This is a genomic window from Pseudomonas sp. BF-RE-22, from assembly GCF_019956155.1.
In the GTDB taxonomy this organism is placed as follows: Bacteria; Pseudomonadota; Gammaproteobacteria; order Pseudomonadales; family Pseudomonadaceae; genus Aquipseudomonas; species Aquipseudomonas migulae.
The window spans coordinates 1-24,274 of the sequence record NZ_JAHBDD010000027.1; the positions used below are offsets into that span (position 1 = coordinate 1).

At 61.5% G+C, this 24,274-nt stretch carries 26 protein-coding genes and 1 riboswitch; of the genes, 19 read left to right on the forward strand and 7 right to left on the reverse strand.

Features of this window, described 5'->3' with window-relative positions:
* Window positions 1-150 precede the first annotated feature (150 nt).
* From KGA82_RS15400 to purM, 5 genes are all read right to left on the reverse strand, one after another.
* Entirely contained in the window at window positions 151-1,011 is an 861-nt protein-coding gene (locus KGA82_RS15400; RefSeq protein ID WP_223451092.1) for a pirin family protein, read from the reverse strand.
* 61 nt (window positions 1,012-1,072) lie between these two features.
* Window positions 1,073-1,489 carry an OsmC family protein gene (locus tag KGA82_RS15405; protein ID WP_223451094.1) on the reverse strand — a complete coding sequence of 139 codons (417 nt, stop codon included), beginning with the start codon at window positions 1,487-1,489 and terminating at the stop codon, window positions 1,073-1,075.
* Window positions 1,490-2,552: 1,063 nt separating this feature from the next.
* The gene (locus tag KGA82_RS15410) at window positions 2,553-3,266 is read right to left on the reverse strand and encodes a DUF3108 domain-containing protein (RefSeq protein WP_008039220.1); all 714 of its coding nucleotides are present in this window, start codon (window positions 3,264-3,266) and stop codon (window positions 2,553-2,555) included.
* Between the two features lie 8 nt (window positions 3,267-3,274).
* Window positions 3,275-3,925: a phosphoribosylglycinamide formyltransferase gene (gene purN, locus KGA82_RS15415; RefSeq protein WP_008039219.1), complete on the reverse strand. Its 651-nt coding sequence runs from the start codon at window positions 3,923-3,925 to the stop codon at window positions 3,275-3,277.
* Window positions 3,925-4,983: a phosphoribosylformylglycinamidine cyclo-ligase gene (purM, locus tag KGA82_RS15420; RefSeq protein WP_008033526.1), complete on the reverse strand. Its 1,059-nt coding sequence runs from the start codon at window positions 4,981-4,983 to the stop codon at window positions 3,925-3,927. Before purM ends, purN begins: the two co-directional genes overlap by 1 nt.
* Before the next feature lie 385 nt (window positions 4,984-5,368).
* Here purM and KGA82_RS15425 point away from each other — a divergent pair, with 385 nt between their 5' ends.
* The 6 genes from KGA82_RS15425 (at window position 5,369) to KGA82_RS15450 (ending at window position 10,740) form a co-directional block, all read left to right on the forward strand.
* Window positions 5,369-6,427 (forward strand): DUF2066 domain-containing protein, encoded by a 1,059-nt coding sequence (locus tag KGA82_RS15425; RefSeq protein WP_223436669.1) that lies wholly within the window; start codon window positions 5,369-5,371, stop codon window positions 6,425-6,427.
* 38 nt (window positions 6,428-6,465) lie between these two features.
* On the forward strand, window positions 6,466-7,539 hold the full coding sequence (locus KGA82_RS15430; protein ID WP_008033540.1) for an AI-2E family transporter: 1,074 nt from the start codon (window positions 6,466-6,468) through the stop codon (window positions 7,537-7,539).
* 230 nt (window positions 7,540-7,769) lie between these two features.
* Window positions 7,770-8,474 carry a DnaA regulatory inactivator Hda gene (gene hda, locus KGA82_RS15435; protein WP_008033543.1) on the forward strand — a complete coding sequence of 235 codons (705 nt, stop codon included), beginning with the start codon at window positions 7,770-7,772 and terminating at the stop codon, window positions 8,472-8,474.
* 213 nt (window positions 8,475-8,687) lie between these two features.
* A complete protein-coding gene (locus KGA82_RS15440; protein ID WP_008033546.1) occupies window positions 8,688-9,314 on the forward strand; it encodes a C40 family peptidase in 627 nt (208 codons plus the stop codon).
* Between the two features lie 220 nt (window positions 9,315-9,534).
* Complete coding sequence (locus tag KGA82_RS15445; protein ID WP_008033547.1) at window positions 9,535-10,071, forward strand: C40 family peptidase; 537 nt, start codon at window positions 9,535-9,537, stop codon at window positions 10,069-10,071.
* 15 nt (window positions 10,072-10,086) lie between these two features.
* Window positions 10,087-10,740 (forward strand): O-methyltransferase, encoded by a 654-nt coding sequence (locus tag KGA82_RS15450; protein WP_223451096.1) that lies wholly within the window; start codon window positions 10,087-10,089, stop codon window positions 10,738-10,740.
* Window positions 10,741-10,859: 119 nt separating this feature from the next.
* Here KGA82_RS15450 and KGA82_RS15455 read toward each other — a convergent pair whose 3' ends face one another.
* Window positions 10,860-12,173 carry a PQQ-dependent sugar dehydrogenase gene (locus KGA82_RS15455; protein ID WP_223451098.1) on the reverse strand — a complete coding sequence of 438 codons (1,314 nt, stop codon included), beginning with the start codon at window positions 12,171-12,173 and terminating at the stop codon, window positions 10,860-10,862.
* Between the two features lie 68 nt (window positions 12,174-12,241).
* Window positions 12,242-12,826 (reverse strand): hypothetical protein, encoded by a 585-nt coding sequence (locus KGA82_RS15460; protein ID WP_008033558.1) that lies wholly within the window; start codon window positions 12,824-12,826, stop codon window positions 12,242-12,244.
* A 154-nt stretch (window positions 12,827-12,980) separates the two neighbouring features.
* A riboswitch (cobalamin riboswitch) is annotated at window positions 12,981-13,216 on the forward strand.
* Between the two features lie 80 nt (window positions 13,217-13,296).
* Here KGA82_RS15460 and cobO point away from each other — a divergent pair.
* The 13 genes from cobO to KGA82_RS29335 all read left to right on the forward strand — a co-directional run bounded on the left by cobO (window position 13,297) and on the right by KGA82_RS29335 (window position 24,239).
* Window positions 13,297-13,908 (forward strand): cob(I)yrinic acid a,c-diamide adenosyltransferase, encoded by a 612-nt coding sequence (gene cobO / locus KGA82_RS15465; protein WP_008033559.1) that lies wholly within the window; start codon window positions 13,297-13,299, stop codon window positions 13,906-13,908.
* Window positions 13,905-15,305: a cobyrinate a,c-diamide synthase gene (locus KGA82_RS15470; protein ID WP_223451100.1), complete on the forward strand. Its 1,401-nt coding sequence runs from the start codon at window positions 13,905-13,907 to the stop codon at window positions 15,303-15,305. Before cobO ends, KGA82_RS15470 begins: the two co-directional genes overlap by 4 nt.
* A complete protein-coding gene (gene bluB / locus KGA82_RS15475) occupies window positions 15,302-15,952 on the forward strand; it encodes a 5,6-dimethylbenzimidazole synthase (RefSeq protein ID WP_223451107.1) in 651 nt (216 codons plus the stop codon). The genes KGA82_RS15470 and bluB overlap by 4 nt, the downstream gene beginning before the upstream one ends.
* Window positions 15,949-16,857, forward strand: coding sequence for an adenosylcobinamide-phosphate synthase CbiB (gene cbiB / locus KGA82_RS15480; RefSeq protein WP_008033562.1), 909 nt, complete (start codon window positions 15,949-15,951; stop codon window positions 16,855-16,857). The genes bluB and cbiB overlap by 4 nt, the downstream gene beginning before the upstream one ends.
* Entirely contained in the window at window positions 16,850-17,842 is a 993-nt protein-coding gene (cobD, locus tag KGA82_RS15485; RefSeq protein WP_008039193.1) for a threonine-phosphate decarboxylase CobD, read from the forward strand. Before cbiB ends, cobD begins: the two co-directional genes overlap by 8 nt.
* Window positions 17,839-19,290 (forward strand): cobyric acid synthase, encoded by a 1,452-nt coding sequence (locus KGA82_RS15490; protein ID WP_223451109.1) that lies wholly within the window; start codon window positions 17,839-17,841, stop codon window positions 19,288-19,290. The genes cobD and KGA82_RS15490 overlap by 4 nt, the downstream gene beginning before the upstream one ends.
* A 128-nt stretch (window positions 19,291-19,418) precedes the next feature.
* Complete coding sequence (gene cobU / locus KGA82_RS15495; RefSeq protein ID WP_008033566.1) at window positions 19,419-19,940, forward strand: bifunctional adenosylcobinamide kinase/adenosylcobinamide-phosphate guanylyltransferase; 522 nt, start codon at window positions 19,419-19,421, stop codon at window positions 19,938-19,940.
* Entirely contained in the window at window positions 19,937-20,992 is a 1,056-nt protein-coding gene (gene cobT, locus KGA82_RS15500) for a nicotinate-nucleotide--dimethylbenzimidazole phosphoribosyltransferase (RefSeq protein WP_223451110.1), read from the forward strand. The genes cobU and cobT overlap by 4 nt, the downstream gene beginning before the upstream one ends.
* The gene (gene cobC / locus KGA82_RS15505) at window positions 20,989-21,564 is read left to right on the forward strand and encodes an alpha-ribazole phosphatase family protein (RefSeq protein ID WP_223451112.1); all 576 of its coding nucleotides are present in this window, start codon (window positions 20,989-20,991) and stop codon (window positions 21,562-21,564) included. The genes cobT and cobC overlap by 4 nt, the downstream gene beginning before the upstream one ends.
* A gap of 2 nt (window positions 21,565-21,566) precedes the next feature.
* Complete coding sequence (locus tag KGA82_RS15510; protein ID WP_223451114.1) at window positions 21,567-22,301, forward strand: adenosylcobinamide-GDP ribazoletransferase; 735 nt, start codon at window positions 21,567-21,569, stop codon at window positions 22,299-22,301.
* Between the two features lie 153 nt (window positions 22,302-22,454).
* Entirely contained in the window at window positions 22,455-22,859 is a 405-nt protein-coding gene (locus KGA82_RS15515; RefSeq protein WP_008033571.1) for a MarR family winged helix-turn-helix transcriptional regulator, read from the forward strand.
* A gap of 52 nt (window positions 22,860-22,911) precedes the next feature.
* On the forward strand, window positions 22,912-24,120 hold the full coding sequence (locus KGA82_RS15520; RefSeq protein ID WP_008033572.1) for an MFS transporter: 1,209 nt from the start codon (window positions 22,912-22,914) through the stop codon (window positions 24,118-24,120).
* The gene (locus KGA82_RS29335) at window positions 24,117-24,239 is read left to right on the forward strand and encodes a hypothetical protein (RefSeq protein ID WP_008033574.1); all 123 of its coding nucleotides are present in this window, start codon (window positions 24,117-24,119) and stop codon (window positions 24,237-24,239) included. The genes KGA82_RS15520 and KGA82_RS29335 overlap by 4 nt, the downstream gene beginning before the upstream one ends.
* The last annotated feature ends 35 nt before the right edge of the window (window positions 24,240-24,274 follow it).

The window sequence follows — 24,274 nt, forward strand, 5'->3', positions numbered from 1 at the left end:
GGCTTGCTGGCGATGGCGATTTCGACGCCGCCATCGCCAGCAAGCCGGCTCCTACAGTAGACCGCATTCCAATGTGGGAACAGTGATTGCGACTCGGTCTACCGTAGGAGTGAGTCTGCTCGCGATGGCGCGGCAGTAACGCCACAAATCTCAAGGCAGCTCAATACGCTCGCTTTCCCCCGGCACCGACGGCCAATCCCCGGCCGCCCAGCGCCGGCGCGCTTCGTCGATAGCCGCCGGATCGCTCGACACAAAATTCCAGTTGATCCGTCGCGGTCCATCCAGCGGCGCGCCGCCGAACAACACCGCATGACAGTCGCTCTCGGCGAACAGCGTCATTTCTTCCCCGGCAGGCAGCACCACTAGCGAGTACGGCTCTATCGGCTCGCCATCGAGCTGCGCCTCACCGCTCAACACATACAACGCCCGTTCTTCATGCTCGGTGGGAATCAGCAGCGTGGTTGCTGTTTGCAGGTTCAGTTCCGCGTACAGCGTAGGAGAAAGCACCGGCACTGGCGATTCCAGGCAAAAGCCTGACCCGGCGATCATCCGGATCTTTACGCCAAGGTTATCGCTGACCGGCAACGTGGCTGCCGGGTGATGGCTGTAGTGGCCCGGGCCTTGCTCATGATCCTTGGGCGATGCCAGCCAGATCTGCAAACCGTGCATCGTGAAACCGTTGGCCTTCAGGGCTTCGGGCGTGCGCTCGACATGGGCAATAGCACTGCCAGCGGTCATCCAGCTGACGTCGCCGGCCTCCACAACCTGATCGGAACCGAGGCTGTCCTTGTGCTGGATTTTCCCTTCGAACAAGTAGGTAAGGGTCGACAGACCGATGTGCGGGTGCTGACGGATGTTCATGCCTTTGCCCGCTGGATAACGGGTTTCCAGCATGTGGTCGAAAAACACAAAAGGCCCGACGCTGCGGCATTTGGCTGACGGCAACGGGCGAAGAATCGGTTGGCCTTCGACATCTTCGGCGCGGGGGCGAATCACGAGCGGAGTGTTCATGGTGCATTCCAGGCTGAGCGGGTGACGCGTGGAGCATAACCCGCTTGCCCAAGCCTTGCTGCTATTGGCTGAACGCGCCTTCGGAGAGGTGGGTTTCGATGCTGACTTCGCTGGTGGTCATCAGCTTGTGTACGGGGCAGCGGTCGGCCACGCGATGCAACTCATCGCGCTGGGCGTCGGTGAGCACGCCCTTGAGGGTCAGTTTGACGTGCAGGGCGTATTTGCCTTTTTGCTCCTGGCTGTTGTCGCGCTTGACCTCTACGCCAACGCCGGTCAGCGGGATGCCTTTCTTCTTCGCGTAGAGCTTCAGGGTCAGGGCCTTGCATGCGCCGAGCGCTGCATCGAAATAGTCGTGCGGCTCAGGCGCCGAGCCTTCGCCACCGGACGATGTCGGGACATCGGCGAAGAGTTCGTGGTCATCGATTTGTACGCTGTGGCGAAAACCTTCGGCGGAAACGGTATTGACGGTGACTGTCATGGGGAACCTCGGCAGTAGGAATAGTCATTCGATCAAAAAAGGCCTTGAAGGTATAGAGCATTCCTTCTTTGGTGCGTTCCACTTTCTTGCCTTCGTAGCCCTGGTTCTTGCTTCGGTGCGAAGGTTGCGTGTCAGGGGGGGGGGCGGTTTTTTTGAGGGTGTACATATCCGTTTCTGCGGTGATGGCCACTAATGGTTTCGCTTTTACAGCGAGTCACTTTGGAAAAGCCCCAAAGTAACCAAAGGGCTCTTGCCCCTTTCGTTCGGTGGCTCGCTAAGGCTCGCCATGCCCTCGCTCCGGTCCTGCTCCGTGGGCCCGCCGCCATCGGCCATCCATGGCCGGGGGCGGCTAACCCGGCCTCCATGCCGGGTTGCCCACTGCGCAGAACCTGCGCTCGGCCTCTCGAGGGGGCGACTACCGCCACAGCCGCCGAGGCGGCCTGAAAGCCGACCTGGCTCTTTGGTGCGCGCGCTCCCTCATTCCGGATATGTACACCTATCCCCTGTAGGAGCCAGCTTGCTGGCGATGGACGTCAACGATAACGCGGGCTGTCTGAATGAACGCGGTGTCCAGACGATTTTCGCCGGCAAGCCGGCTCCTACAGGGATCGGTGTACGCTTTTGATTTCCACCACTCATCAGGCCGAGCGTTAGCTCGCCTTCCGCTTTTGATCTGAGCGCCCCCTCGAGAGGCCGAGTGGAGGTTCTGCGCAGTGGGCAACCCGGCATGGATGCCGGGTTAGCCGCGCACGGCCAAGGATGGCCGATCGCGGCGGGCCCACGGAGCAGGACCGGAGCGAGGGTATGCCGAGCCGCAGCGAGGCACCGAACGAAAGGGGCAAGAGCCCTTTGGTTACTTTGGGGCTTTTCCAAAGTGACTCGCTGTAAAAGCGAAACCAATAGCAGCCGTAACCGCAGCAATGGATATGTACGCCACCAAAACCTCATAGCCTGACACGCAGCCTTCTCCGGCAAGCCGGTCTCGCTCCTACAGGTTTGAGCCGCTACTTTTTCAAGGCAAAAAAAAAGCCCCGCATTGGCGGGGCTTTCGTATCAATCCGGATCAGCTGCCTTTGACAGCCTTGCCGTTGACCTTGCCGTCCAGGAGCATGATGTTGTACTCCTTGCCGTCGGTCTCGACCTGTTGCAGGCGAACCAGCAGGTAATCCCAATCCTTGGCGAACCACAGCACGGTGATGCGCTTGCTTTGTGTCGGGTCGCGCACGCGCTCGACCTTGATCGCGTCGATCTGGCCAGCCTTGGTGTCGACTTTTTCCGAACCCAGCACGCGGAAGTCATAAGTATCGACTTCACCATCATCGACCACCTGATAGCTCATGCTTTTCTTGCCGGCGGCCACGTCATGCTGCAGGGCCAACTGGTAAGTGGATTTGTCGACCATGCCGCGGTTGAGCGGGATCTTGACCGCGTCGCCGCGATCAGTGCCGGTGACCATTTTGGTGGTCCAGTCGAAATCCAGGTCAGCCTTCTTGGCTTTGCCCAGGCCACCGCGCTCAAAGTGGTAGGACTGTGGCAGCAGGGTGTCCTTGTCCAGGGTCAGGGTGCTTTCTTCGGTCAGGCTGGCAATCATCATCGATGCCTTGAAGCTGAGCTTCCAGACGCCGTTGGCTTCCTTGGTCAGGCTGCGCTCGGCGGTGCCGCTCATGGGCAGCTGCTTCCAGTCGGCGGTGTAGCTGGCGGAGAAGGGTTGAAGTTCCGCAGCCTGCGCGAAAGGCAGGGCAAGCAGAGCGCAAGCGAAGAGCAGGGCGCGACGCATAAAATCTCCTAGGTTCGAATCAAGTGGCCACTGGCCGCGAGTAACTTGCCATCCAGTAAAGCACCTTGTTCACCGAGTGATAAGCGACCTTCGGCAAACCAGCGTACGGCCATCGGGTAGATCAGGTGTTCCTGGGTATGAACTCGCTGCGCCAGACTCTGCGGCGAATCGTGCAACTCTACCGGTATTACTGCCTGTACGACCAGTGGTCCGCCATCGAGTTCCTCGGTGACAAAGTGCACGGAACAGCCGTGTTCAGTGTCGCCGGCCTCCAGCGCGCGCTGATGAGTGTGTAACCCTTTGTATTTGGGTAGCAGCGAGGGATGGATGTTGAGCAGGCGGCCCGCGTAGTGACGCACGAAATCAGCGCTGAGGATGCGCATGAAACCGGCCAGGACCACGAGTTTGGGATTGAAAGCGTCGATCAGTTCGATCAGCGCGGCATCGAAGGCTTCGCGGCCTTCGAAAGCCTTGTGATCCAGGGAGCGGGTGTCTATACCCGCGTCCCTGGCGCGTTGCAGGCCGTAGGCGTCGGCGCGGTTGGAAATCACCGCAGCGATGCGGACCGGGCTGTCGCCGGTCCGCGTGCTGTCGATCAAGGCCTGCAAGTTACTGCCGGTGCCGGACAGCAGCACCACCACATCACAGGTGACGGACATTAATGAGCCTTGAGGTTCTTTAGTTCTACCTGGGCCGCGCCTTCGGCCGCGGTGGCGATCTGACCAATGACCCAAGGCTGCTCGCCAGCTTCACGCAGTACGTTCAGCGCGGTTTCAACGTGCTCTTGAGCCACGCAGATCACCATGCCGACGCCGCAGTTCAGTACGCGGTGCATTTCGTTTTCGTCGACGTTGCCTTTCTCTTGCAGCCAGTCGAACACGGCAGGGCGGTTCCAGCTCGCCACGTCAACCACCGCTTGAGCGCCTTTCGGCAGTACACGCGGGATGTTGTCCAGCAGGCCGCCACCGGTGATGTGGGCCATGGCTTTGACCGCGCCGGTCTCCTTGATCAGCTTCAACAGCGGCTTCACGTAGATGCGGGTCGGGGCCATCAGCAGGTCGGTCAGCGGTTTGCCGTCGAGCTGGATGTTTTCGATGTCGGCACCCGACACTTCGATGATCTTGCGGATCAGCGAGTAGCCGTTGGAGTGCGGGCCGGAAGACGGCAGGGCGAGCAGGGCATCGCCGGCAGCGACTTTCGAACCGTCGATGATTTCGGATTTCTCCACGACGCCGACGCAGAAACCGGCCAGGTCGTAGTCTTCGCCTTCGTACATGCCAGGCATTTCAGCGGTTTCGCCGCCGACCAGGGAGCAGCCGGACAGTTCGCAGCCTGCGCCGATACCGGTCACGACCTGGGTCGCGGTTTCGACGTTGAGTTTGCCGGTGGCGTAGTAGTCGAGGAAGAACAACGGCTCGGCGCCGCAGACCACCAGGTCGTTCACGCACATGGCCACCAGGTCGATGCCGATGCTGTCGTGTTTGTTCAGGTTCAGCGCCAGGCGCAGCTTGGTGCCGACGCCGTCGGTGCCGGAAACCAGCACAGGCTGCTTGTAGCCGGCCGGGATTTCGCAGAGGGCGCCGAAACCGCCCAGGCCGCCCATGACTTCCGGGCGCGCAGTGCGCTTGGCGACGCTCTTGATGCGTTCGACCAATGCTTCACCGGCGTCGATGTCTACACCGGCGTCCTTGTAGCTCAGGGAGGGTTGCTTGCTCATGATCCAGGCCTTTAGGGGGGATTCAGGGGTAACGACCGGGTCCAGTGGGACTGTCGGAACAGACGAAGGCGAGTGCCATGCGCGCTATTCCGACACTGCCCGGCTGTTGCCGGTCTGCGAAGGCGCGCGATTTTATCAGGCTTGAGGGGCAGCGGCCATCCTCAGGCCGACAGCAGGGGCATATCGATAGAAAAAAACCGTAATTGCCCGTGTTGGTCGTCTCCCGCTTGGCTGTATAAGGTATCGCGATTAACCGTCTATCGTTATGGCAGTGCGAAAAACTTAACCGGGACGTGTGAATGTTTTGCGTCGGGCGATGGTCACAGCCTTGCTCGATTGTCTTCATGCGGTCAGTTCCAGCCGCTCTTGTCGTCAGGAATCCTCCATGCGTTTTTTCAGATCATTGTTTGTGGGTTGTTTGTCCCTGGTCAGCCTGGCGAGTCATGCTGAAACCGTAAAAGGCCTTTATCAGGTGCGCGAACCAGTCACCAGTCAGGCGCCTGAAGAGCGCGATCAAGCCACCCAGCGTGCGCTCGACACGCTGGTATTGCGCCTGACCGGCGACCCCAAGGCGGCGCAAAGTCCGGGGTTGGCGGCCGTCCGCAAGGACCCGCAGCAGATCATCAGTCAGTACGGCTTCGACGCCGGCCCGCCGGAAGTGCTGAAAGTCGATTTCGACCCTGCCTCCACCGAGCAGGCGTTGCGCCGTGCCGGGCTGTCGCTGTGGGGGGCGAACCGGCCGTCGATCCTCGGTTGGTGGTTGAATGATTCCGCAGAAGGTTCGAGCCTGGTCGGTGATGGGCAGGCCGCTGCTGCGCCGCTGCGTCGTGCCGCACAACATCGTGGTCTGCCGCTGCGTCTGCCATTGGCGGACTTGAGTGAACAATTGGTCGCCACCGCACCGAATCTGGAAGGTACGGATGCAGCGCCACTGCGCGGTGCATCGGAGCGTTACAACGCCGATGCCTTGCTGGCGGTGCATGCCCGGGAAGAGGGCGGTCAGTGGCAGGCCAAATGGCATTTGTGGCTGGGCGATCAGAAGGAGGCGGGCAGCGTGCAGGGCGCGGATCAGGCCGCTGTGGCTGACGCGGTGCTGCTGGCGGTCAGTCAGCGTCTGGCGCCACGGTTTGTGGTCAAGCCCGGTGCTTCGGGTGAGCAGCTGTTGGAAGTGCAGGGCATGAACCTGGAGCACTATGCAACGCTGGGGCGTTTGCTTGAGCCGTTTGGCGCGCGTCTGCAAAGTGTTGACGGTAACCGTATTCTCTACCGGGTCAATGGCAGCGCCGAGCAGTTGCGTTCGCAGTTGTCGCTGGCGAAGTTGCAGGAGGTCCCGGCGGGTGAGGCACCGGCTCCGACGGCGCCTGTCCAGCCGGTGGTCCAGGGTTCGGCGCCCGCTGTTGCGCCAACGCCTGCACCGGTGCCGCAACTGCGTTTCCGTTGGTAAGGTTTTCTTTCTTTATATAGATGCATATGGAGTGGTACATGGCCGATACGCGGCGTTGGTTCTGGTTGGGTGGAGTGGTTCTGCTCTGCGCGTTTATCTGGCTGTTGCATCCGATTTTGACGCCGTTCCTGGTGGCGCTGTTGTTGGCCTACTTGTTCGACCCGCTGGTGGATCGCCTGGAAAAGGCCGGGCTCTCGCGGACCTGGGGCGTGGTGGCGGTGTTCGCGTTGTTCTCTTTGATTTTCACCACGTTGCTGCTGGTGCTGGTGCCGATGCTCGCCAAGCAGTTGTTCCGCTTGTATGAGCTGGCGCCACAGATGCTCGACTGGTTGCAGCACACTGCATTGCCGTGGGCGCAATCGAAGTTCGGGTTATCGGATGGCTTCTGGAAATTCGACAAGCTCAAGGCGGCAATCAGCGAACACATGGGCCAGACCACCGACATTGTCGGCATGGTGTTGAGTCAGGCGACCGCTTCCGGCCTTGCGTTGATCGGTTGGCTGGCCAATCTGGTGCTGATCCCGGTGGTGAGCTTTTACCTGCTGCGGGACTGGGACGTGATGATGGCCAAGATCCGCAGCCTGTTGCCCCGCGCTCGTGAAGAGCGCGTCGTGATTCTGGCCGGCGAATGCCATGAAGTGCTGGGGGCGTTCGTGCGCGGGCAACTGCTGGTCATGGTGGCGCTGGGTGTGATCTATTCGGCGGGCCTGATGCTGGTAGGGCTCGAGCTGGGGTTGCTGATCGGGATGATCGCCGGTCTGGCGGCGATTGTGCCGTACATGGGGTTTGTCATCGGGATTGGCGCGGCGTTGATTGCCGGCCTGTTCCAGTTTGGTGGCGACCTGTACCCGATGATTGGCATCGTTGCGGTGTTCATGGTCGGCCAGGCGCTGGAAGGCATGGTGCTGACGCCGTTGCTGGTGGGCGACCGGATCGGCCTGCATCCGGTGGCGGTGATCTTTGCGATTTTGGCCGGCGGTGAACTGTTCGGTTTTACCGGCGTGCTGCTGGCGCTCCCAGTGGCGGCGGTGATCATGGTGCTGGTGCGCCATGTGCATGATTTGTATAAAGATTCTGATATCTACAGTGGCGTCGATGAACCTGAGCTGTAAGGTTCGCTGATGGCCCATCGCGGGCGGCCTGGTTCAGTACCAGGCTGGCCCGCATCCCTTGCGTGGCTGTCACATGCGCCGCCAAAGAAACAGTCATAAAACCGGTGCGATAACGCAAACCTTTGATTTTGCTTATGGTCTGTCGCATTGTGCGGTCAGCGTCACGGGTATAAACTTCGCAAACTTTACACAGAGGCCACTAACGGTTCCTTTGGAACTGTTCAGTCAGCATGAAACCGATTCAGCTGCCCCTAGGTGTGCGTCTGCGTGATGACGCTACCTTTATCAATTACTACCCAGGCGCCAATGCCGCTGCACTCGGCTATGTCGAGCGGCTTTGCGAAGCCGACGCCGGCTGGACCGAAAGCCTGATTTATCTCTGGGGCAAGGACGGGGTAGGGCGTACGCATCTGCTGCAGGCGGCCTGTCTGCGCTTTGAGCAGTTGGGGGAGCCGGCGGTGTACTTGCCGTTGGCCGAGCTGCTGGATCGCGGTATCGAAATCCTCGACAACCTCGAACAATACGAACTGGTCTGCCTCGACGACTTGCAAGCGGTTGCCGGGCGCGCGGATTGGGAAGAGGCGTTGTTCCATCTGTTCAATCGCCTGCGTGACAGCGGTCGGCGTTTGCTGATTGCAGCATCGACCTCGCCGCGCGAATTGCCGGTGAAGCTGGCGGACCTGAAATCCCGCCTGACCCTGGCGCTGATCTTCCAGATGCGACCGCTGTCCGACGAAGACAAATTGCGTGCCTTGCAACTGCGTGCATCCCGTCGCGGCCTGCACCTGACCGACGAAGTCGGGCATTTTATTTTGACTCGCGGTACTCGCAGCATGAGCGCGCTGTTCGAGCTGCTTGAGCGTCTCGATCAGGCCTCCCTTCAAGCTCAACGCAAGCTGACCATTCCGTTCCTGAAAGAAACGTTGGGCTGGTAAGGCCCAGGTTTTTCAGGGGTTGCGGCATATTTCAGGCGCCACAAAATCCGCTTTCCTGCACGGGGCAGGCTGCGCGAGCGTCTAAATGGGGCTTAAGCGCTTAGATGTAAACGCGAAACCAAGAAGTCACATAAAGTTCGATTGAATTTGCAAATGAGGTTGATAGCGGGCATAGTCTCGGCTTCTTTACAACTATCAGCCACGGTCGTGCCCATGCTAAATCGCTTCGCACCCCTCGTGCCTCTCGCACTCGTCACCCTGTTGTTCGGTTGCGCTGCTCACTCTCCAGTGTCCCAGCAAGAGCAACAACAGCAGGTTAAAAATTCAGTTACCGCGCAATCTTCTTCCGTTCTTTTCCAGGAAGAGCTGGCCACCGATAAAGAACTGGCAGACTTCGCCGACGGCAAGTCCTATCAGCTTCCGGTTCTGGCCGACAGCATCCTCGAGCGTGGCATGTCCCTGATCGGTACCCGTTACCGTTTCGGCGGCACCTCCGAGGCTGGCTTCGATTGCAGCGGCTTCATCGGTTACCTGTTTCGTGAAGAGGCCGGCATGAACCTGCCGCGCTCCACTCGCGAAATGATCAACGTTGACGCGCCACTGGTTTCCCGCAGTGCGCTCAAGCCGGGCGATCTGCTGTTCTTCGCCACCAATGGTCGCCGCGGTCGTGTCAGTCACGCCGGGATCTACCTGGGTGACAACCAGTTCATCCACTCCAGCAGCCGCAAAAGCGGTGGTGTCCGGGTCGATAGCCTGGGCGACAGCTACTGGAGCAAAACCTTCATCGAAGCCAAGCGCGCACTCGCGATGGCCCCGACCGTGGTCACTGCGCGCAAGTAATTGTCCAGCCTGTCGCCACATCAGTGGCGGCAACGGCCTCTCTGCAACAGAGTAGACGGACAGTTTATAAGGCGAACTTAAAGTCTTACTTGAAGTTTGCCGCGTACCCGCTAGAATCCTGATCTATTATTGATGGCAAACCGCCTGCGTCCTGCGCAGGCGGTTTTCTTTTCTGCCCTTGCGGTGGAAAAAGCCGCAGCCAGATCAGGATGTTCTGCTTATGACGATGTCGGCCCGCCTCGCACTCATGTTCTTCGCAGCGCTGCTCAGTGCCTGCGCCAGCCGCACACCGCCACCTGCGCCGGTGGTTCGCGCACCCATTGTCTTCGGCTCCGCACAACCTTTTTCGCCTGAGGCGGAAGACGTGTTGTTTCGCGCCTTGGGCCTCGTGGGCACGCCTTATCGCTGGGGCGGCAATACGCCAGATTCCGGGTTCGATTGCAGTGGCCTGATCGGTTATGTCTACCGTGACGTGACGGGCATATCCCTGCCACGCACCACGCGCGAGATGATCAGCATGCAGGCAGCCAATGTCGGCAAGGAAGGCTTGCAAACCGGCGACCTGGTTTTCTTCGCCACCAATGGCGGCTCCCAGGTCAGCCACGCGGGGATCTACGTTGGCGAAGGCCGTTTCGTCCATGCGCCAGCCACTGGCGGCACGGTGAAGCTCGACAGCTTGTCCAAAGCGTATTGGCAGAAAGCTTACCTGAGCGCCAAGCGAGTTCTGCAACCCGAGCATTTGGCGCGTAACCCCTAGTTCGCAGAGGTCGTCATGACCGCCCGCACACTCAATCTCGACGATTCCCTGTATCAATACCTGCTCGACGTTTCCCTTAGGGAAACGCCGCTGCTCAAGCGTTTGCGCGATGAAACCCAGGCGCTGCCGATGGCGCGCTGGCAGGTGGCGCCGGAGCAGGGGCAGTTCCTCGCATTGCTGGTGAAACTCACCGGCGCGAGGCGTTTGCTGGAAGTCGGCACCTTCACCGGTTACAGCGCCTTGTGCATGGCGGCGGCATTGCCGGATGACGGTTCGTTGATTTGCTGTGATATCCCCGGCGACTACAACACCACGGCGCTCCGTTACTGGAAGGAAGCGGGCGTTGCCGAACGAATTGACCTGCGCCTGGCGCCCGCGCTGGAAACCCTGGCTCGGCTGGATCAACCCGGGCAATTCGATTTGATTTTCATTGATGCCGACAAGGCCAACTATCCGGCCTACCTGGAGCACGCGCTGCGTCTGTTGCGCGTCGGTGGCCTGGCGGTGTTCGATAACACCCTGTGGAGCGGGCGGGTGCTGGAGCCGAATCCTGAAAGCGCAGACACTCGCGCTATCCAGGCGCTCAACCGCGCCTTGAAGGATGACTCGCGTGTGGATCTGTCGTTGTTGCCGCTGGGCGATGGTTTAACCCTCTGCCGCAAGCGGTAACGCTGATCCCTGTGGGAGCGAGCCTGCTCGCGATAAGGGCAGTACATCCAACATTGATGTTGCCTGATGCACCGCTATCGCGAGCAAGCTTGCTCCTACAGGGTATGTGTGTGGCGTAGTTACTGGGTTGCCGACACCCGCCACACCTTATTCCCCACATCATCCGCCACCAGCAAATCACCCTGCTGATCAATCACCACTCCCACCGGCCGGCCCATGGCTTTTTCATCGTCATTGAGGAAGCCCGTGAGCACGTCAACCGGGCTTCCGTTCTGTTTGCCGGCACTGAACGGGACGAAAATCACTTTGTAGCCACTGTGCGGCTTGCGGTTCCATGAACCATGCTGGCCAATGAACGCGCCTTCCTTGAATTGCGCTGGCAGCCTGTTGCCTTCAGCGAACGTCAGGCCCAGTGAGGCGGTATGCGGGCCGACCGCGTAGTCCGGAGCAATGGCCTTGGCCACCAGGTCCGGGTTTTGCGGCTCGACGCGAATATCGACGTGCTGGCCGTAGTAGCTGTAAGGCCAGCCATAGAACCCGCCGTCCTTGACCGAGGTGATGTAGTCCGGCACCAGGTCGCTGCCGATTTCATCCCGCTCGTTGACCGCCGTCCACAACGCGCCGCTCCGCGGTTCCCAGGCCATGCCGTTGGGATTGCGCAGGCCTGAGGCGAAAACCCGATGCTTGCCGGTGGCGCGATCCACTTCCCAGATCGCCGCGCGACCTTCTTCCTGATCCATGCCGTTTTCGGCGACGTTGCTGTTGGAACCCACCGTGACGTACAGCTTGCTGCCGTCCTTGCTGGCGATCACGTTTTTGGTCCAGTGGTGATTCAGCGTGCCGCCCGGCAGATCAACCACTTTGATCGGCGGCGACTTGATGGTCGTGGCGCCGTCCTCGTAGTGAAATCGCAGCAAGCGGTCCGTGTCGGCGACATACAGGTCATTGCCGACCAAGGTCATGCCGAAGGGCGAATTAAGGTTTTCCAGAAACACCGTGCGAGTTTCGGCGATGCCGTCGTGGTCTTTGTCCCGCAGCAACGTGATGCGGTTCGGGCTCGGGACGCCGGCACCGGCGCGGCCCATGGCTTTCTTCATGACCCAGCCTCTAACGCCTTTGCCATCGTCGGGTTTGGGTGGCGCATTGGTTTCGGCGACAAGCACGTCGCCGTTCGGCAGCACGTACAGCCAGCGCGGGTGATCGAGGTTTTCAGCAAATGCCGCCACTTGCGTTCCCGCTGCTGCCGTGGGTTTCGCGCCGTCCGGCCAGCCGATTGCCGGGGCGATGTTGACTGTCGGGATCAGGGTCTTGTTCGGTTCTGGCAGTCGAGGGGACGGGCCGGTGCCGTCGGAGACTTGCAGGGTGGAGGTCTCGCTGCAGGCAGCGAGCCCTCCTGTGAGGGCGATGACGAGAACGAGCCGGAGCTTGTGCATGCTGATCTTCCCTATAAATGCAGTGACCTGATCAATAGAGAAGTGCAAACCCGCGATGGTTCAACCGGTCAGCCGCGGGCTTCCTTGAACAGTACGGCGATGCCGGGATGATAGTTGCCCGCTTCGTTGCGCAACTTGCGGTAGGCGTAGGGGAAATACCAGGCGACCGCGCAGCTGTGTTCCTTTTGCAGGTCGTCGACCATGTCCTGGAGTTCTTCCGGCGTGGCGCCGTGCTGGGCCTTTTGCGGGGCGACGAACAGGCAGCCGAGTTTCAGGTCGCTGGCGTAGCTGATGCGCTTGGCGTCGCTGGTGATATCGGCCAGGGCCTGCGTCAGGTTCAAGCTGTTGACCCGTGGCCAGCGCTGAGTGGCCTGGAGGTAGGCGCGTTCTTCGCTGCTGGCGATGAACAGGTCGGCGCGGGCGTTGCGTTCGCCTTCCTCGTTTTGTTTGCGGGTGGGTGTGTTCTGCAGCGTGACCATTTCCGCCATCCACGCGGCAGCCGAGAGCAAGCCGAGGTTGGCTTTTTCGTCGTACCAGTAAGGCGTGTCGTTATCGCCGCGCACCGCGTTGTAGCGGTCGATACAGTCAAACCAGCGCTCCAGCACCGGGCGCAGGAATTCCAGCTTCGGATTGCTGATGGTCATGCCTTGCATGTGGCTCACCCTTGTTATTGTGTTGTCAGGTTGTGGCGCTTTGATATCACTGCTAGGAGTGTGGCACAAGATTGGCGTCATTTTATTGATCGACGGCAGTTATTCGCCCGACGGTCTCCCGGCTTTAATTGACGCTCCACCCCCAACCCTCTAACCTTCGCGGCTTGTTTCAGGTGCTCTGTGGCGTCGGTCGACAGAGTGAAACAGGGAAGCCGGTGAGTGCGCTCGTTCAATTCATGAACAGTCACGATCCCGGCGCTGCCCCCGCAACGGTAAATGAGTGAAGGCTGCGCCTTGAGCCACTGTGTCGAATGTCGATATGGGAAGGCGCGCAGTCAGGCGAAACGCCGCTCATGAGCCCGGAGACCGGCCTGATCCATTCAGCGGCATCACGGTGGGCGATGCCAGGCTTCTTGCCGTCTATTCTTGTGCCTGCCCGCCGTTATCCAGCCTCAACGGAGAGCTCCCCCATGACTGATACTCCCGATCGTGACGAACGCCATCTGGCGCGTATGCTGCGCAAAAAAGCCGTGATCGACGAACGCATCGCCAACTCCCCGAATGAATGCGGCCTGCTGCTGGTGCTGACCGGTAACGGCAAGGGCAAAAGCAGCTCGGCTTTCGGCATGCTCGCCCGCTCGATGGGCCACGGCATGCAGTGCGGCGTGGTGCAGTTCATCAAGGGGCGCAGCAGCACGGGCGAAGAGTTGTTCTTCCGACGCTTCCCGGAGCAGGTGCGTTTTCATGTGATGGGCGAGGGCTTTACCTGGGAAACCCAGGACCGCCAGCGTGACATCGCCGCCGCCGAAGCCGCGTGGGAAGTGTCCCGCGAACTGTTGCGCGATCCGTCGATTGGCCTGGTGGTGCTCGATGAACTGAACATCGCCCTCAAGCACGGCTACCTTGACCTCGATCAGGTGCTCAGCGACTTGCAGGCGCGTCCGCCGATGCAACACGTGGTCGTCACGGGTCGCGGCGCCAAGCCGGAAATGATCGAGCTGGCTGACACTGTCACTGAAATGGGCGTCATCAAACACGCTTTCCAGGCCGGGATCAAAGCGCAAAAAGGCGTCGAGCTGTGAATCAACCACGTCATTGCCCGGCGGTCTTGATTGCCGCGCCGGCCTCCGGTCAGGGCAAGACCACCGTCACCGCCGCGCTGGCCCGTTTGCATCGCAATCAGGGACGCAAGGTGCGCGTGTTCAAATGCGGCCCGGACTTTCTCGACCCGATGATTCTCGAGCGCGCCAGCGGTGCGCCGGTGTATCAACTGGACATGTGGATGGTCGGCGAACAGGAAAGTCGTCGACTGTTGTGGGAAGCCGCCGGTGAAGCGGACCTGATCCTGATCGAAGGTGTCATGGGCCTGTTCGACGGCACGCCGTCCAGCGCCGATCTTGCGCGGCACTTCGGTGTGCCGGTGCTCGGGGTGATCGACGGCACGGCGATGGCGCAGACCTTTGGTGCGCTGGCGCTGGGGCTGGCGAAGTATCAGCCGGACTTGCCGTTCGCCGGCGTGCTGGCCAACCGCGTGGGCACCTTGCGCCATGCGCAATTGCTCGAAGGCAGCCTGACCGAAGGCTTGCGCTGGTACGGCGCGTTGTCCCGGGAAACCGGGATCGAGCTGCCGAGTCGGCATCTTGGTCTGGTGCAAGCCAGCGAGCTGAATGACCTCGACCTGCGCCTCGATGCGGCGGCCGAATCGCTGGCCAACAGCTGCGACGTTACGCTGCCGCCGCCTGTGGAATTCGCCGCTCCAGAAGTGATCGCCGCCGAGCCGTTGCTGGCCGGTGTCCGAATCGCCGTGGCCCGTGATGAGGCGTTCGCTTTCACCTACGGTGCGAGCCTGGATTTGCTCCGGGCCATGGGCGCCGAATTGTCATTCTTCTCGCCGATCCGCGACACGCAATTGCCGGAGGCTGACAGCCTCTATCTGCCGGGCGGCTACCCGGAATTGCACCATGTGGCGCTGTCTCGGAATACTCAAATGCTCAACGCCATCCGCGCTCATCACGCGGTGGGTAAACCCTTGCTGGCCGAGTGTGGCGGCATGTTGTATTTGCTCGATTCGCTGACCGATGTCGAAGGCACGCGGGCGGAGCTGGTTGGTTTGCTGACCGGTGATGCGGTGATGCAGAAACGATTGGCGGCGCTGGCGTTGCAGGTGGTTGACTTGCCGGAAGGTTCGCTGCGCGGGCATACCTATCACCATTCGTTGACCAGTACCGAACTTGAGCCGATTGCTCGTGGCCTGAGCCCGAATGGCGGGCGTGGGGCGGAGGCGGTTTATCGTGAGGGACGGATGACCGCTTCTTACGTGCATTTTTATTTTCCGTCGAATCCGACCGCGATTGCCGCGTTGTTTGCGCCTGACCTTCAGGCCGCCATCGCGAGCAGGCTCGCTCCCACAGGGGACCGCGTTTCTTCAGGTGGTACAGCCTCAAATGTGGGAGCGAGCCTGCTCGCGAAGAGGCCATGACTGACAACGCATTCAGTCAGGCCGAGCGCGAAGCGGTCTACCGAGCCATCGCCGAACGCCGCGACATGCGCCACTTCAGCGGCGGCACCGTCGAACCCGAGTTGCTCCGGCGTCTGCTCGACGCCGCGCACCAGGCGCCAAGCGTCGGCCTGATGCAGCCCTGGCGGTTCATTCGCATCAGCGACCGGGCCCTGCGCGGCAAGATCCAGTTGCTGGTGGAAGAGGAGCGCATGCGCACCGCCGAAGCCCTCGGCGAGCGCACCGATGAATTCATGAAGTTGAAAGTCGAAGGCATCAACGACTGCGCCGAGGTGCTGGTCGCTGCGCTGATGGACGATCGCGAGCGGCACATCTTTGGCCGTCGCACCTTGCCGGAAATGGACATGGCGTCGTTGTCCTGCGCGATCCAGAACCTGTGGCTGGCGTCCCGTGCCGAAGGACTCGGCATGGGCTGGGTCTCTTTGTTCGAGCCGCAAGCCCTGGCCGACCTGCTGGGTTTGCCCGCAGGGGCCAAGCCTTTGGCTGTTCTTTGCCTGGGCCCGGTCAAGGAATTCTATCCGGCGCCGATGCTGGTACTCGAAGGCTGGGCGCAAGCGCGCCCGCTCAGTGAAATGCTGTACGAAAATTATTGGGGAGTGAGTCAATGAGTGTGGCGTTGTTGAGTGTCGCCGCGGTTGCGCTGGATGCGCTGCTGGGTGAACCCAAACGCTGGCATCCGCTGGTGGCGTTCGGCCGTTTTGCCGACCGCATCGAGCAACGTTTCAATGGTGGCGGGCGCGGCTGGCGCAGCCACGGCGTCACGGCATGGGTGATAGCGGTGTTGCCGCTGACCTTGCTGGCCACGGCGTTTTCATGGGCGCCTTACGTTGGCTGGATCGTCGAGATTCTCGCGCTCTATTGCGCCCTCGGCCTGCGCAGTCTCGGTGAACACGTCGAGCCGGTCGCCAAGGCCCTGCGCAGTGATGATCTGGAGGAGGCGCGCACACGCGTTGGCTATCTGGTCAGTCGCCAGACCAGCGAACTGGATCAAACCGAAGTGGCCCGTGCCGCTACCGAATCGGTGTTGGAGAACGGCAGCGACGCGGTGTTTGCTGCGCTGTTCTGGTTTGCCGTGGCCGGTGCGCCGGGCGTGGTGCTCTACCGATTGAGCAATACGCTGGACGCGATGTGGGGCTATCGCAACGAACGCTTCGAACGGTTTGGCTGGGCGGCGGCGAAAATCGACGACGTGCTCAACTACATTCCGGCGCGGCTGGTGGCGTTGACCTATGCGCTGCTGGGCAAAACCCGACTTGCACTGAAATGTTGGCGCACCCAGGGCCCGACCTGGGACAGCCCGAACGCCGGGCCGGTGATGGCTGCGGGAGCCGGTGCGCTGGGTGTCGAGTTGGGCGGGGCGGCGATTTATCACGGCGAGTTGCATCAGCGTCCGCAACTGGGCGAAGGCGTGCCGGCGGATGCCGACTCCATTGACCGTGGCTGGCAATTGGTCCAGCGCGGGGTATGGTTATGGCTGCTGATTCTCTGCGTGGGAGCTGAATTCTATGCTTGAACACGGTGGACGGTTGCGCAAGGCTGCGCTCGAATACGGTATCGCCGAAGCCGATTGGCTTGACCTGTCCAGCGGCCTCGCGCCCTGGCCGTTTCCTGTCCCGGACATTCCGTTGCGCGCCTGGGCGCGGTTACCGGAAAACGATGACGGTCTGGAGCAGGCCGCCTGTGATTATTACGGCACCGCGCAGGTGTTGCCGGTGGCCGGTTCGCAAATGGCGATCCAGTTGCTGCCGCGTTTGCGGCGGGACGGCAAGGTTGGCGTGCTGTCGCCGTGTTACGCCGAGCACGCCGAAGCCTGGCGTCGCAACGGTTACATCGTGCGTGAAGTGCTGGAGCAGGAAGTCGACTTCTTCCTCGACAGTCTCGATGTGCTGGTGGTGGTCAATCCGAACAATCCGACGGGCTTGAGCCTGACTCCGAGTCGTCTGCTCGACTGGCATTCCAGGCTGGCGCAGCGCGGCGGCTGGCTGGTGGTCGACGAAGCGTTCATGGACAACACGCCGCAGCTGAGTCTGGCGCCATGTGCCCATATGGTGGGCTTGATCGTGCTGCGTTCCTTCGGCAAATTTTTTGGTCTGGCCGGGGTGCGCTTGGGCTTCGTACTGGCGGAGCGCAAGTTGCTCAAGTTGCTCGCCGAACAAGTCGGACCCTGGGCCGTCAGCGGGCCGACCCGCGTGTTGGGGCAAGCCTGCCTGAAGGATGCCGAAGGCCACGCCAGACAACGTCTGCGTACCGAAGAAGCCAGCAAACGGCTGGCGCTGTTGCTTGAAGAACACGGCTTCAAACCTCAGGGCGGTTGCGCGTTGTTTCAATGGCTGGTGACCGAGTGCGCCGAAGAGCTGCATGAGTTCATGGCCCGGCGCGGCATCCTGCTGCGGTTGTTCACCCACAACAGCAGCCTGCGTTTCGGCCTGCCCGGCGAAGAAGCCGACTGGACCCGTCTCGCGCAAGCGTTTACAGATTACGCCAAGGAAAGCCGATGACTACGCTGATGGTGCAAGGCACTACATCGGACGCCGGTAAAAGCACGCTGGTGACGGCGTTGTGTCGCTGGGTTACGCGGCAGGGCGTGCGCGTGGTGCCGTTCAAGCCGCAGAACATGGCGCTCAACAGCGCCGTGACTGCTGACGGCGGCGAGATCGGCCGCGCGCAAGCCGTGCAGGCTCAGGCTGCCAACCTCGAACCGCACACCGACATGAACCCGGTATTGCTCAAACCCAACAGCGACACCGGCGCCCAGGTGATCATCCATGGGCGCGCCGTCACGACCATGAACGCGGTCGCTTATCACGACTACAAAGCCATCGCCATGCAAGCGGTGCTGGCCTCCCATGCGCGGCTGAGCGCGGCGTATCCAGTGGTCATGGTCGAAGGCGCAGGCTCACCGGCCGAGATCAATCTGCGCGCCGGCGACATCGCCAACATGGGGTTCGCCGAGGCAGTGGATTGCCCAGTTGTATTGATCGCCGACATCAATCGCGGCGGGGTGTTCGCGCATCTGGTAGGCACCCTGGAACTGCTGTCGCCAAGCGAGCAGGCACGGGTCAAAGGCTTCATCATCAACCGTTTTCGCGGCGACATTGCCTTGCTGCAACCGGGCCTCGACTGGCTGGAAGCGCGCACCGGCAAACCGGTGATTGGCGTACTGCCGTACGTGATGGACCTGCACCTGGAAGCCGAGGACGGCATCGATCAACGTCAGACCGACAAGGCCGATCAAGTGCTCAAAGTGGTGGTGCCGGTGTTGCCGCGCATCAGCAACCACACCGACTTCGATCCGCTGCGTTTGCACCCGCAAGTCGACCTGCAATTCATCGGTCCCGGCCAGGCGATTCCGCCCGCCGACCTGATCATTCTTCCTGGCTCGAAAAGCGTGCGCAGCGACCTTGCTTATCTGCGCGCCAACGGCTGGGAAAACGCCATCGCCCGCCATCTGCGCTACGGCGGAAAAGTCCTGGGTATTTGCGGCGGCCTGCAAATGCTCGGCGAGCAGGTACACGATCCGTTGGGCCTTGAAGGTGCGCCGGGCTCCAGCGCCGGTTTGGGGTTGTTGGCGTTCGAAACGCAACTGGAAGAAGAGAAGCAGTTGCGCAATGTGCGCGGGCGTCTGGCGCTGGAAGATGCGCCGGTCAGCGGCTACGAAATTCATGCCGGCGTCACCACCGGCCCGGCACTGGAAAATGCCGCCGTGCAGTTGGACGATGGCCGTTGCGATGGCGCGCAAAGTGGCGACGGGCAGATTTTCGGCACCTACCTGCATGGCCTGTTTGAATCGCCGGCGGCGTGCAGTGCGCTGTTGCGCTGGGCGGGTTTGCAGGATGTGCAGGAAGTGGATTACCACGCGCTGCGTGAGCGAGATATCGAGCGGTTGGCGGATTTGGTGGAGAAGCATCTGGATACCCGACTGTTGCGTGAGCTCTGCGGGATTTGAGGTGGCTGTTCTGGCCCCTTCGCGGGCAAGCCTCGCTCCTACAAGATCGAGAGTCGCGCAAACCCGTAGGAGCGAGGCTTGCCCGCGAAGAGGCCATTGACCGCACCGCCTATTTGAAGGAATGAACCATGCTGCAACTGATCCTCGGCGGCGCCCGTTCCGGCAAAAGTCGCCTGGCCGAAAAACTGGCAGCAGACAGCCAGCTCCCGGTGACCTACATCGCCACCAGCCAACCGCTGGACGGTGAAATGAGCGAGCGGGTTGCCCACCACCGCGCCCGTCGTCCAGCCGAATGGGCGCTGATCGAAGAGCCCGTTGAGCTGGCCCGCGTCCTGCGCGAAACCGCCCGTGCCGAGCGTTGCCTGCTGGTGGATTGCCTGACCCTGTGGATGACCAATCTGCTGATGCTCGACGACGCCGAGCGCCTGACGGCCGAACGTGAAGCGCTGCTGGACTGCCTGGCCGAACTGCCGGGTGAAATCATTTTTGTCAGCAACGAGACCGGAATGGGTGTCGTACCGCTGGGCGAATTGACTCGCCGCTACGTCGATGAAGCCGGTTGGCTGCATCAAGCTTTGGCCGAGCGCTGTCAGCGAGTCGTCCTGACCGTCGCCGGCCTGCCCCTGACTCTGAAAGGAACTGCGTTATGACTCAATCCTGGTGGCTGAACCCGTGCAAGCCGATCGATGCCCAAGCCGTCGAGCAGGCTGAAGCCCGGCAACAGCAACTGACCAAACCGGCCGGTTCCCTTGGGCGGCTGGAGTCGGTGGCGGTGCAGTTGGCGGGATTGCAGGGGCAGGTCAAGCCGAGCCTGGATCAGCTGTGGATCGCGATTTTTGCCGGCGACCATGGCGTGGTCGCCGAAGGTGTGTCGGCGTTTCCCCAGGAAGTCACCGGGCAGATGCTGCACAACTTCGTCAACGGTGGCGCGGCGATCAGTGTGTTGGCGCGCCAACTCGGCGCGTCGCTCGAAGTGGTCGACCTCGGCACGGTCACGCCGTCGCTGAATCTGCCGGGTGTGCGCCACTTGAACATCGGTGCTGGCACCGCGAATTTTGTCGACGGCCCGGCCATGACTCAAGCCCAGGGTGAACTCGCCTTGCAGGCCGGTCGCGACAGCGTGCGGCGCGCCATTGCGGCGGGCGCGCAGTTGTTCATCGGCGGCGAGATGGGCATCGGCAACACCACGGCGGCCAGTGCGTTGGCCTGTGCCTTGCTGGATTGTCCGGTGGTGCATCTGGCCGGGCCGGGCACCGGTCTGAACGCGGCGGGTGTCAGTCATAAGGCTCAGGTCATCGAACGGGCTTTGGCCTTGCACAGCGCTCAGCGTGGCGATGCACTGCAAACCCTGTTCAACCTCGGCGGTTTTGAAATCGCCGCACTGGTCGGCGCGTATCTGGCGTGTGCCCAGGAAGGTGTCGCGGTGCTGGTGGACGGGTTCATTTGCAGCGTCGCCGCATTGGTGGCGGTGCGCTTGAATCCGCATTGCCGCGAGTGGCTGTTGTTCGGGCATCGCGGTGCCGAGCCAGGTCATCGCCATGTGCTGGAAACCCTGAACGCCGAACCCTTGCTGGACCTCGGTCTGCGCTTGGGCGAGGGCAGCGGCGCGGCGTTGGCCGTGCCGTTGCTGCGCCTGGCGTGTGCCCTCCACGGGCAAATGGCGACCTTCGCCGAAGCCGCCGTGGCGGACCGTCCGGCATGACCTTGCGCCTGGACCTGTTGCGTCACGGCGAAACCGAATTGGGCGGCGGTTTGCGCGGCAGCCTCGACGATGCACTGACCGCCACAGGCTGGGCGCAGATGCGCGCAGCGGTGGTCGCGCAGGGGCCATGGGATCGTCTGGTCAGTTCGCCATTGCAACGCTGTGCGCGGTTCGCCGAAGAACTCGGGGCGCAACTGGGTTTGCCAGTGCAGCTGGAAAAAGATCTGCAAGAACTGCATTTCGGTGCCTGGGAAGGGCAGAGCGCAGCGGCGCTGATGGAAACGGATGCCGAGGCGCTGGGTTTGTTCTGGGCCGATCCCTATTCGTTTACGCCGCCGCAGGGTGAGCGCGTCGCGGATTTTTCGACGCGAGTACTGGCCGCGGTCGGGCGTTTGCAGGCTGCCTGCGCGGGCGAGCGTGTGTTGCTGATCAGTCATGGCGGCGTCATGCGTTTGTTACTGGCGCAAGCGCGGGGATTGCCGCGCGAGCAGTTGCTCAACGTTGAAGTGGGCCATGGTTCGCTGTTTTCGTTGAACGTCGAACCCGGCGTTATTCTCAAGGAAGCGATCTGATCATGTTGCCGTTCTGGATCGCCCTGCAATTTCTGAGCAGCCTGCCGATTCGTCTGCCGGGCATGCCGGCGCCGCAGGAGTTGGGGCGCTCGCTGCTGTTTTATCCGCTGGTGGGGCTGCTGTTCGGCGGGATCTTGTGGGCGTTGAACTGGGCGTTGTCGGGCACGCCGTTGTTGCTGCACGCGGCGTTGCTGTTGACGGCTTGGGTGTTGCTCAGCGGTGCGTTGCACCTCGACGGCCTGGCTGATAGCGCTGATGCGTGGCTCGGTGGTTTTGGCGATCGCGAGCGAACGCTGACGATCATGAAGGACCCGCGCAGCGGTCCGATAGCGGTGGTCACGCTGGTATTGGTGTTGCTGCTGAAGTTCGCGGCGTTGCTGGCATTGATTGAGCAGCAGCACAGCGTTTTCCTGATCATCGTTCCGTTGATTGGCCGTGCTGCGTTGCTGGGGTTGTTTCTGACCACGCCGTATGTGCGGGCCGGTGGCTTGGGGCAGGCGCTGGCCGATCATCTGCCGCGTCTTGCCGGCAAGCAGGTGCTGGCGGTCAGTGCATTGGCTTGTGTGCTGATGGCAGGGCTCGGCGGTGTCGTGGCGTTGGTGTTGGCTGCGCTGGTGTTTGTCTGGTTGCGGCAGGTGATGCTGCGGCGATTGGGCGGGACCACGGGCGATACGGCGGGGGCGTTGCTGGAATTGCTGGAGATGGTTTTACTGATTGGCCTTGCACTGTTCCTGTAGGAGCGAGCGGTGCGGCGATCCGACTTGCCCGCGAAGAACGATAACTTAGTTTTTCTGTTAGACCGCGGGGCATTCTTCGCGGGCAAGTCTCGCTCCTACAGGGTTTTGTATCAAAAATTTGCATTCATTCAACCGCGGGTATATACACGCACCATGCTCGACTCTCAATGTTTATGCATCAACCTGCGTCGCGCCGCCCGTGGCGTCAGCAGGCACTACGACGGCGCTCTCGACGGCTTCGGAATCAACGTTGCCCAGTATTCTTTGTTGTGCAATCTGCAGCGTCTGAATGAACCGAGTATTTCCACCCTGGCGGAAGCCATGGGCCTGGACCGCAGTACCCTCGGGCGCAATCTGCGGGTATTGGAAGGTGACGGACTGGTCATGCTGGTCGAGGGCGAAGACATGCGTAATCGCATCGTCAGGTTGACCGAGGCCGGCGCTGAACGCCTGAAAGCGGCCTTGCCGGCCTGGGAGGCGGCGCAGCAGCGACTGGTTGATCGTCTGGGCGCCGAAAAACGCGAAATTTTGCTGAAGCTGCTGGACGAACTGGCCTGACGCCAGTTTTTCCGATCTTAAGCGGGTATATACCCGCTACCGGAGAATAAGAATGACATCGATGTGGCGTACTTGCGGTTGGGTTTTAGTGGGGAGTGCGCTGATCCTTGCGTTGTCTCTGGGCGTGCGGCATGGCTTCGGGCTGTTTCTGGCGCCGATGAGTGCCGAGTTCGGTTGGGGGCGTGAGACGTTTGCCTTTGCCATCGCCTTGCAGAACCTGATCTGGGGCCTGGCGCAGCCCTTTACCGGCGCGTTGGCCGACCGCTTCGGCGCGGCGAAAGTGGTGCTGATCGGCGGCGTGCTCTACGCGATGGGCCTGCTGTTCATGGGCTTGTCCGATTCGGCAGTAACCCTGTCGCTGAGCGCGGGCCTATTGATCGGTATCGGGCTGTCGGGCACCTCATTTTCGGTGATCCTGGGCGTGGTTGGCCGCGTGGTACCCCCGGAGAAACGTAGCATGGGCATGGGCATCGCCAGTGCTGCCGGCTCTTTTGGCCAGTTCGCGATGGTACCGGGCACGCTGGGTTTGATCGGTTGGCTCGGCTGGTCGGCGGCATTGCTGGCGCTGGGGCTGCTGGTGGCGCTGATCGTGCCGTTGGTGAGCATGCTCAAGGACAAGCCGTTGCCGGTTCTCGGTCACGAACAGACCCTCTCCGAAGCCTTGCGCGAAGCCTGTTCCCATTCGGGATTCTGGCTGCTGTCGTTCGGCTTTTTTGTCTGCGGTTTTCAGGTGGTGTTCATCGGTGTGCACTTGCCGGCGTATCTGGTGGATCAGCATTTGCCCGCCACGGTCGGCACGACGGTGCTGGCGCTGATCGGGTTGTTCAACATCTTCGGTACTTATACAGCGGGCTGGCTCGGCGGGCGGATGTCCAAGCCGCGTTTGCTCACCGGTCTGTATGTGCTGCGGGCTGTGGTGATTGTGCTGTTTCTGTGGGCGCCGGTGACGACAACCACGGCGTATCTGTTTGGCATGGCCATGGGCTTCCTGTGGCTGTCGACGGTGCCATTGACCAACGGCACTGTGGCGACCTTGTTCGGCGTAAGAAATCTGTCCATGCTCGGTGGGATCGTTTTCCTGTTCCACCAGCTCGGATCGTTCCTGGGTGGCTGGTTGGGCGGGGTGGTGTATGACCGAACCGGGAGTTATGACTTGATCTGGCAAGTAGCGATTCTTTTGAGCCTGTTGGCGGCTGCCCTGAATTGGCCAGTGCGTGAGCGGCCGGTGGCGCGCCTGCAAACCCGGATGAGCGCGACATGAACAGCCTCTGGCCACGAATCGCCGTGGCAGCGGGCGGCCTGTTGCTGCTGGCCCTTGCGTGGTGGGGCTGGCATCAGGGCGGGCTGGCGTTGATGCAATTGGGCATGGGCGCTTGCTAGCACGATGTGAGGGCGAGTAAGTTCATTGCAGACGA

Excerpts from the sequence above, each read along its gene's own strand:
- KGA82_RS15400 (WP_223451092.1), bottom strand. The coding sequence starts at position 1,011 with ATGAACACTCCGCTCGTGATTCGCCCCCGCGCCGAAGATGTCGAAGGC.
- KGA82_RS15405 (WP_223451094.1), bottom strand. The coding sequence starts at position 1,489 with ATGACAGTCACCGTCAATACCGTTTCCGCCGAAGGTTTTCGCCACAGC.
- KGA82_RS15410 (WP_008039220.1), bottom strand. The coding sequence starts at position 3,266 with ATGCGTCGCGCCCTGCTCTTCGCTTGCGCTCTGCTTGCCCTGCCTTTC.
- purN (WP_008039219.1), bottom strand. The coding sequence starts at position 3,925 with ATGTCCGTCACCTGTGATGTGGTGGTGCTGCTGTCCGGCACCGGCAGT.
- purM (WP_008033526.1), bottom strand. The coding sequence starts at position 4,983 with ATGAGCAAGCAACCCTCCCTGAGCTACAAGGACGCCGGTGTAGACATC.
- KGA82_RS15425 (WP_223436669.1), top strand. The coding sequence starts at position 5,369 with ATGCGTTTTTTCAGATCATTGTTTGTGGGTTGTTTGTCCCTGGTCAGC.
- KGA82_RS15430 (WP_008033540.1), top strand. The coding sequence starts at position 6,466 with ATGGCCGATACGCGGCGTTGGTTCTGGTTGGGTGGAGTGGTTCTGCTC.
- hda (WP_008033543.1), top strand. The coding sequence starts at position 7,770 with ATGAAACCGATTCAGCTGCCCCTAGGTGTGCGTCTGCGTGATGACGCT.
- KGA82_RS15440 (WP_008033546.1), top strand. The coding sequence starts at position 8,688 with ATGCTAAATCGCTTCGCACCCCTCGTGCCTCTCGCACTCGTCACCCTG.
- KGA82_RS15445 (WP_008033547.1), top strand. The coding sequence starts at position 9,535 with ATGACGATGTCGGCCCGCCTCGCACTCATGTTCTTCGCAGCGCTGCTC.
- KGA82_RS15450 (WP_223451096.1), top strand. The coding sequence starts at position 10,087 with ATGACCGCCCGCACACTCAATCTCGACGATTCCCTGTATCAATACCTG.
- KGA82_RS15455 (WP_223451098.1), bottom strand. The coding sequence starts at position 12,173 with ATGCACAAGCTCCGGCTCGTTCTCGTCATCGCCCTCACAGGAGGGCTC.
- KGA82_RS15460 (WP_008033558.1), bottom strand. The coding sequence starts at position 12,826 with ATGCAAGGCATGACCATCAGCAATCCGAAGCTGGAATTCCTGCGCCCG.
- cobO (WP_008033559.1), top strand. The coding sequence starts at position 13,297 with ATGACTGATACTCCCGATCGTGACGAACGCCATCTGGCGCGTATGCTG.
- bluB (WP_223451107.1), top strand. The coding sequence starts at position 15,302 with ATGACTGACAACGCATTCAGTCAGGCCGAGCGCGAAGCGGTCTACCGA.
- cbiB (WP_008033562.1), top strand. The coding sequence starts at position 15,949 with ATGAGTGTGGCGTTGTTGAGTGTCGCCGCGGTTGCGCTGGATGCGCTG.
- cobD (WP_008039193.1), top strand. The coding sequence starts at position 16,850 with ATGCTTGAACACGGTGGACGGTTGCGCAAGGCTGCGCTCGAATACGGT.
- KGA82_RS15490 (WP_223451109.1), top strand. The coding sequence starts at position 17,839 with ATGACTACGCTGATGGTGCAAGGCACTACATCGGACGCCGGTAAAAGC.
- cobU (WP_008033566.1), top strand. The coding sequence starts at position 19,419 with ATGCTGCAACTGATCCTCGGCGGCGCCCGTTCCGGCAAAAGTCGCCTG.
- cobT (WP_223451110.1), top strand. The coding sequence starts at position 19,937 with ATGACTCAATCCTGGTGGCTGAACCCGTGCAAGCCGATCGATGCCCAA.
- cobC (WP_223451112.1), top strand. The coding sequence starts at position 20,989 with ATGACCTTGCGCCTGGACCTGTTGCGTCACGGCGAAACCGAATTGGGC.
- KGA82_RS15510 (WP_223451114.1), top strand. The coding sequence starts at position 21,567 with ATGTTGCCGTTCTGGATCGCCCTGCAATTTCTGAGCAGCCTGCCGATT.
- KGA82_RS15515 (WP_008033571.1), top strand. The coding sequence starts at position 22,455 with ATGCTCGACTCTCAATGTTTATGCATCAACCTGCGTCGCGCCGCCCGT.
- KGA82_RS15520 (WP_008033572.1), top strand. The coding sequence starts at position 22,912 with ATGACATCGATGTGGCGTACTTGCGGTTGGGTTTTAGTGGGGAGTGCG.
- KGA82_RS29335 (WP_008033574.1), top strand. The coding sequence starts at position 24,117 with ATGAACAGCCTCTGGCCACGAATCGCCGTGGCAGCGGGCGGCCTGTTG.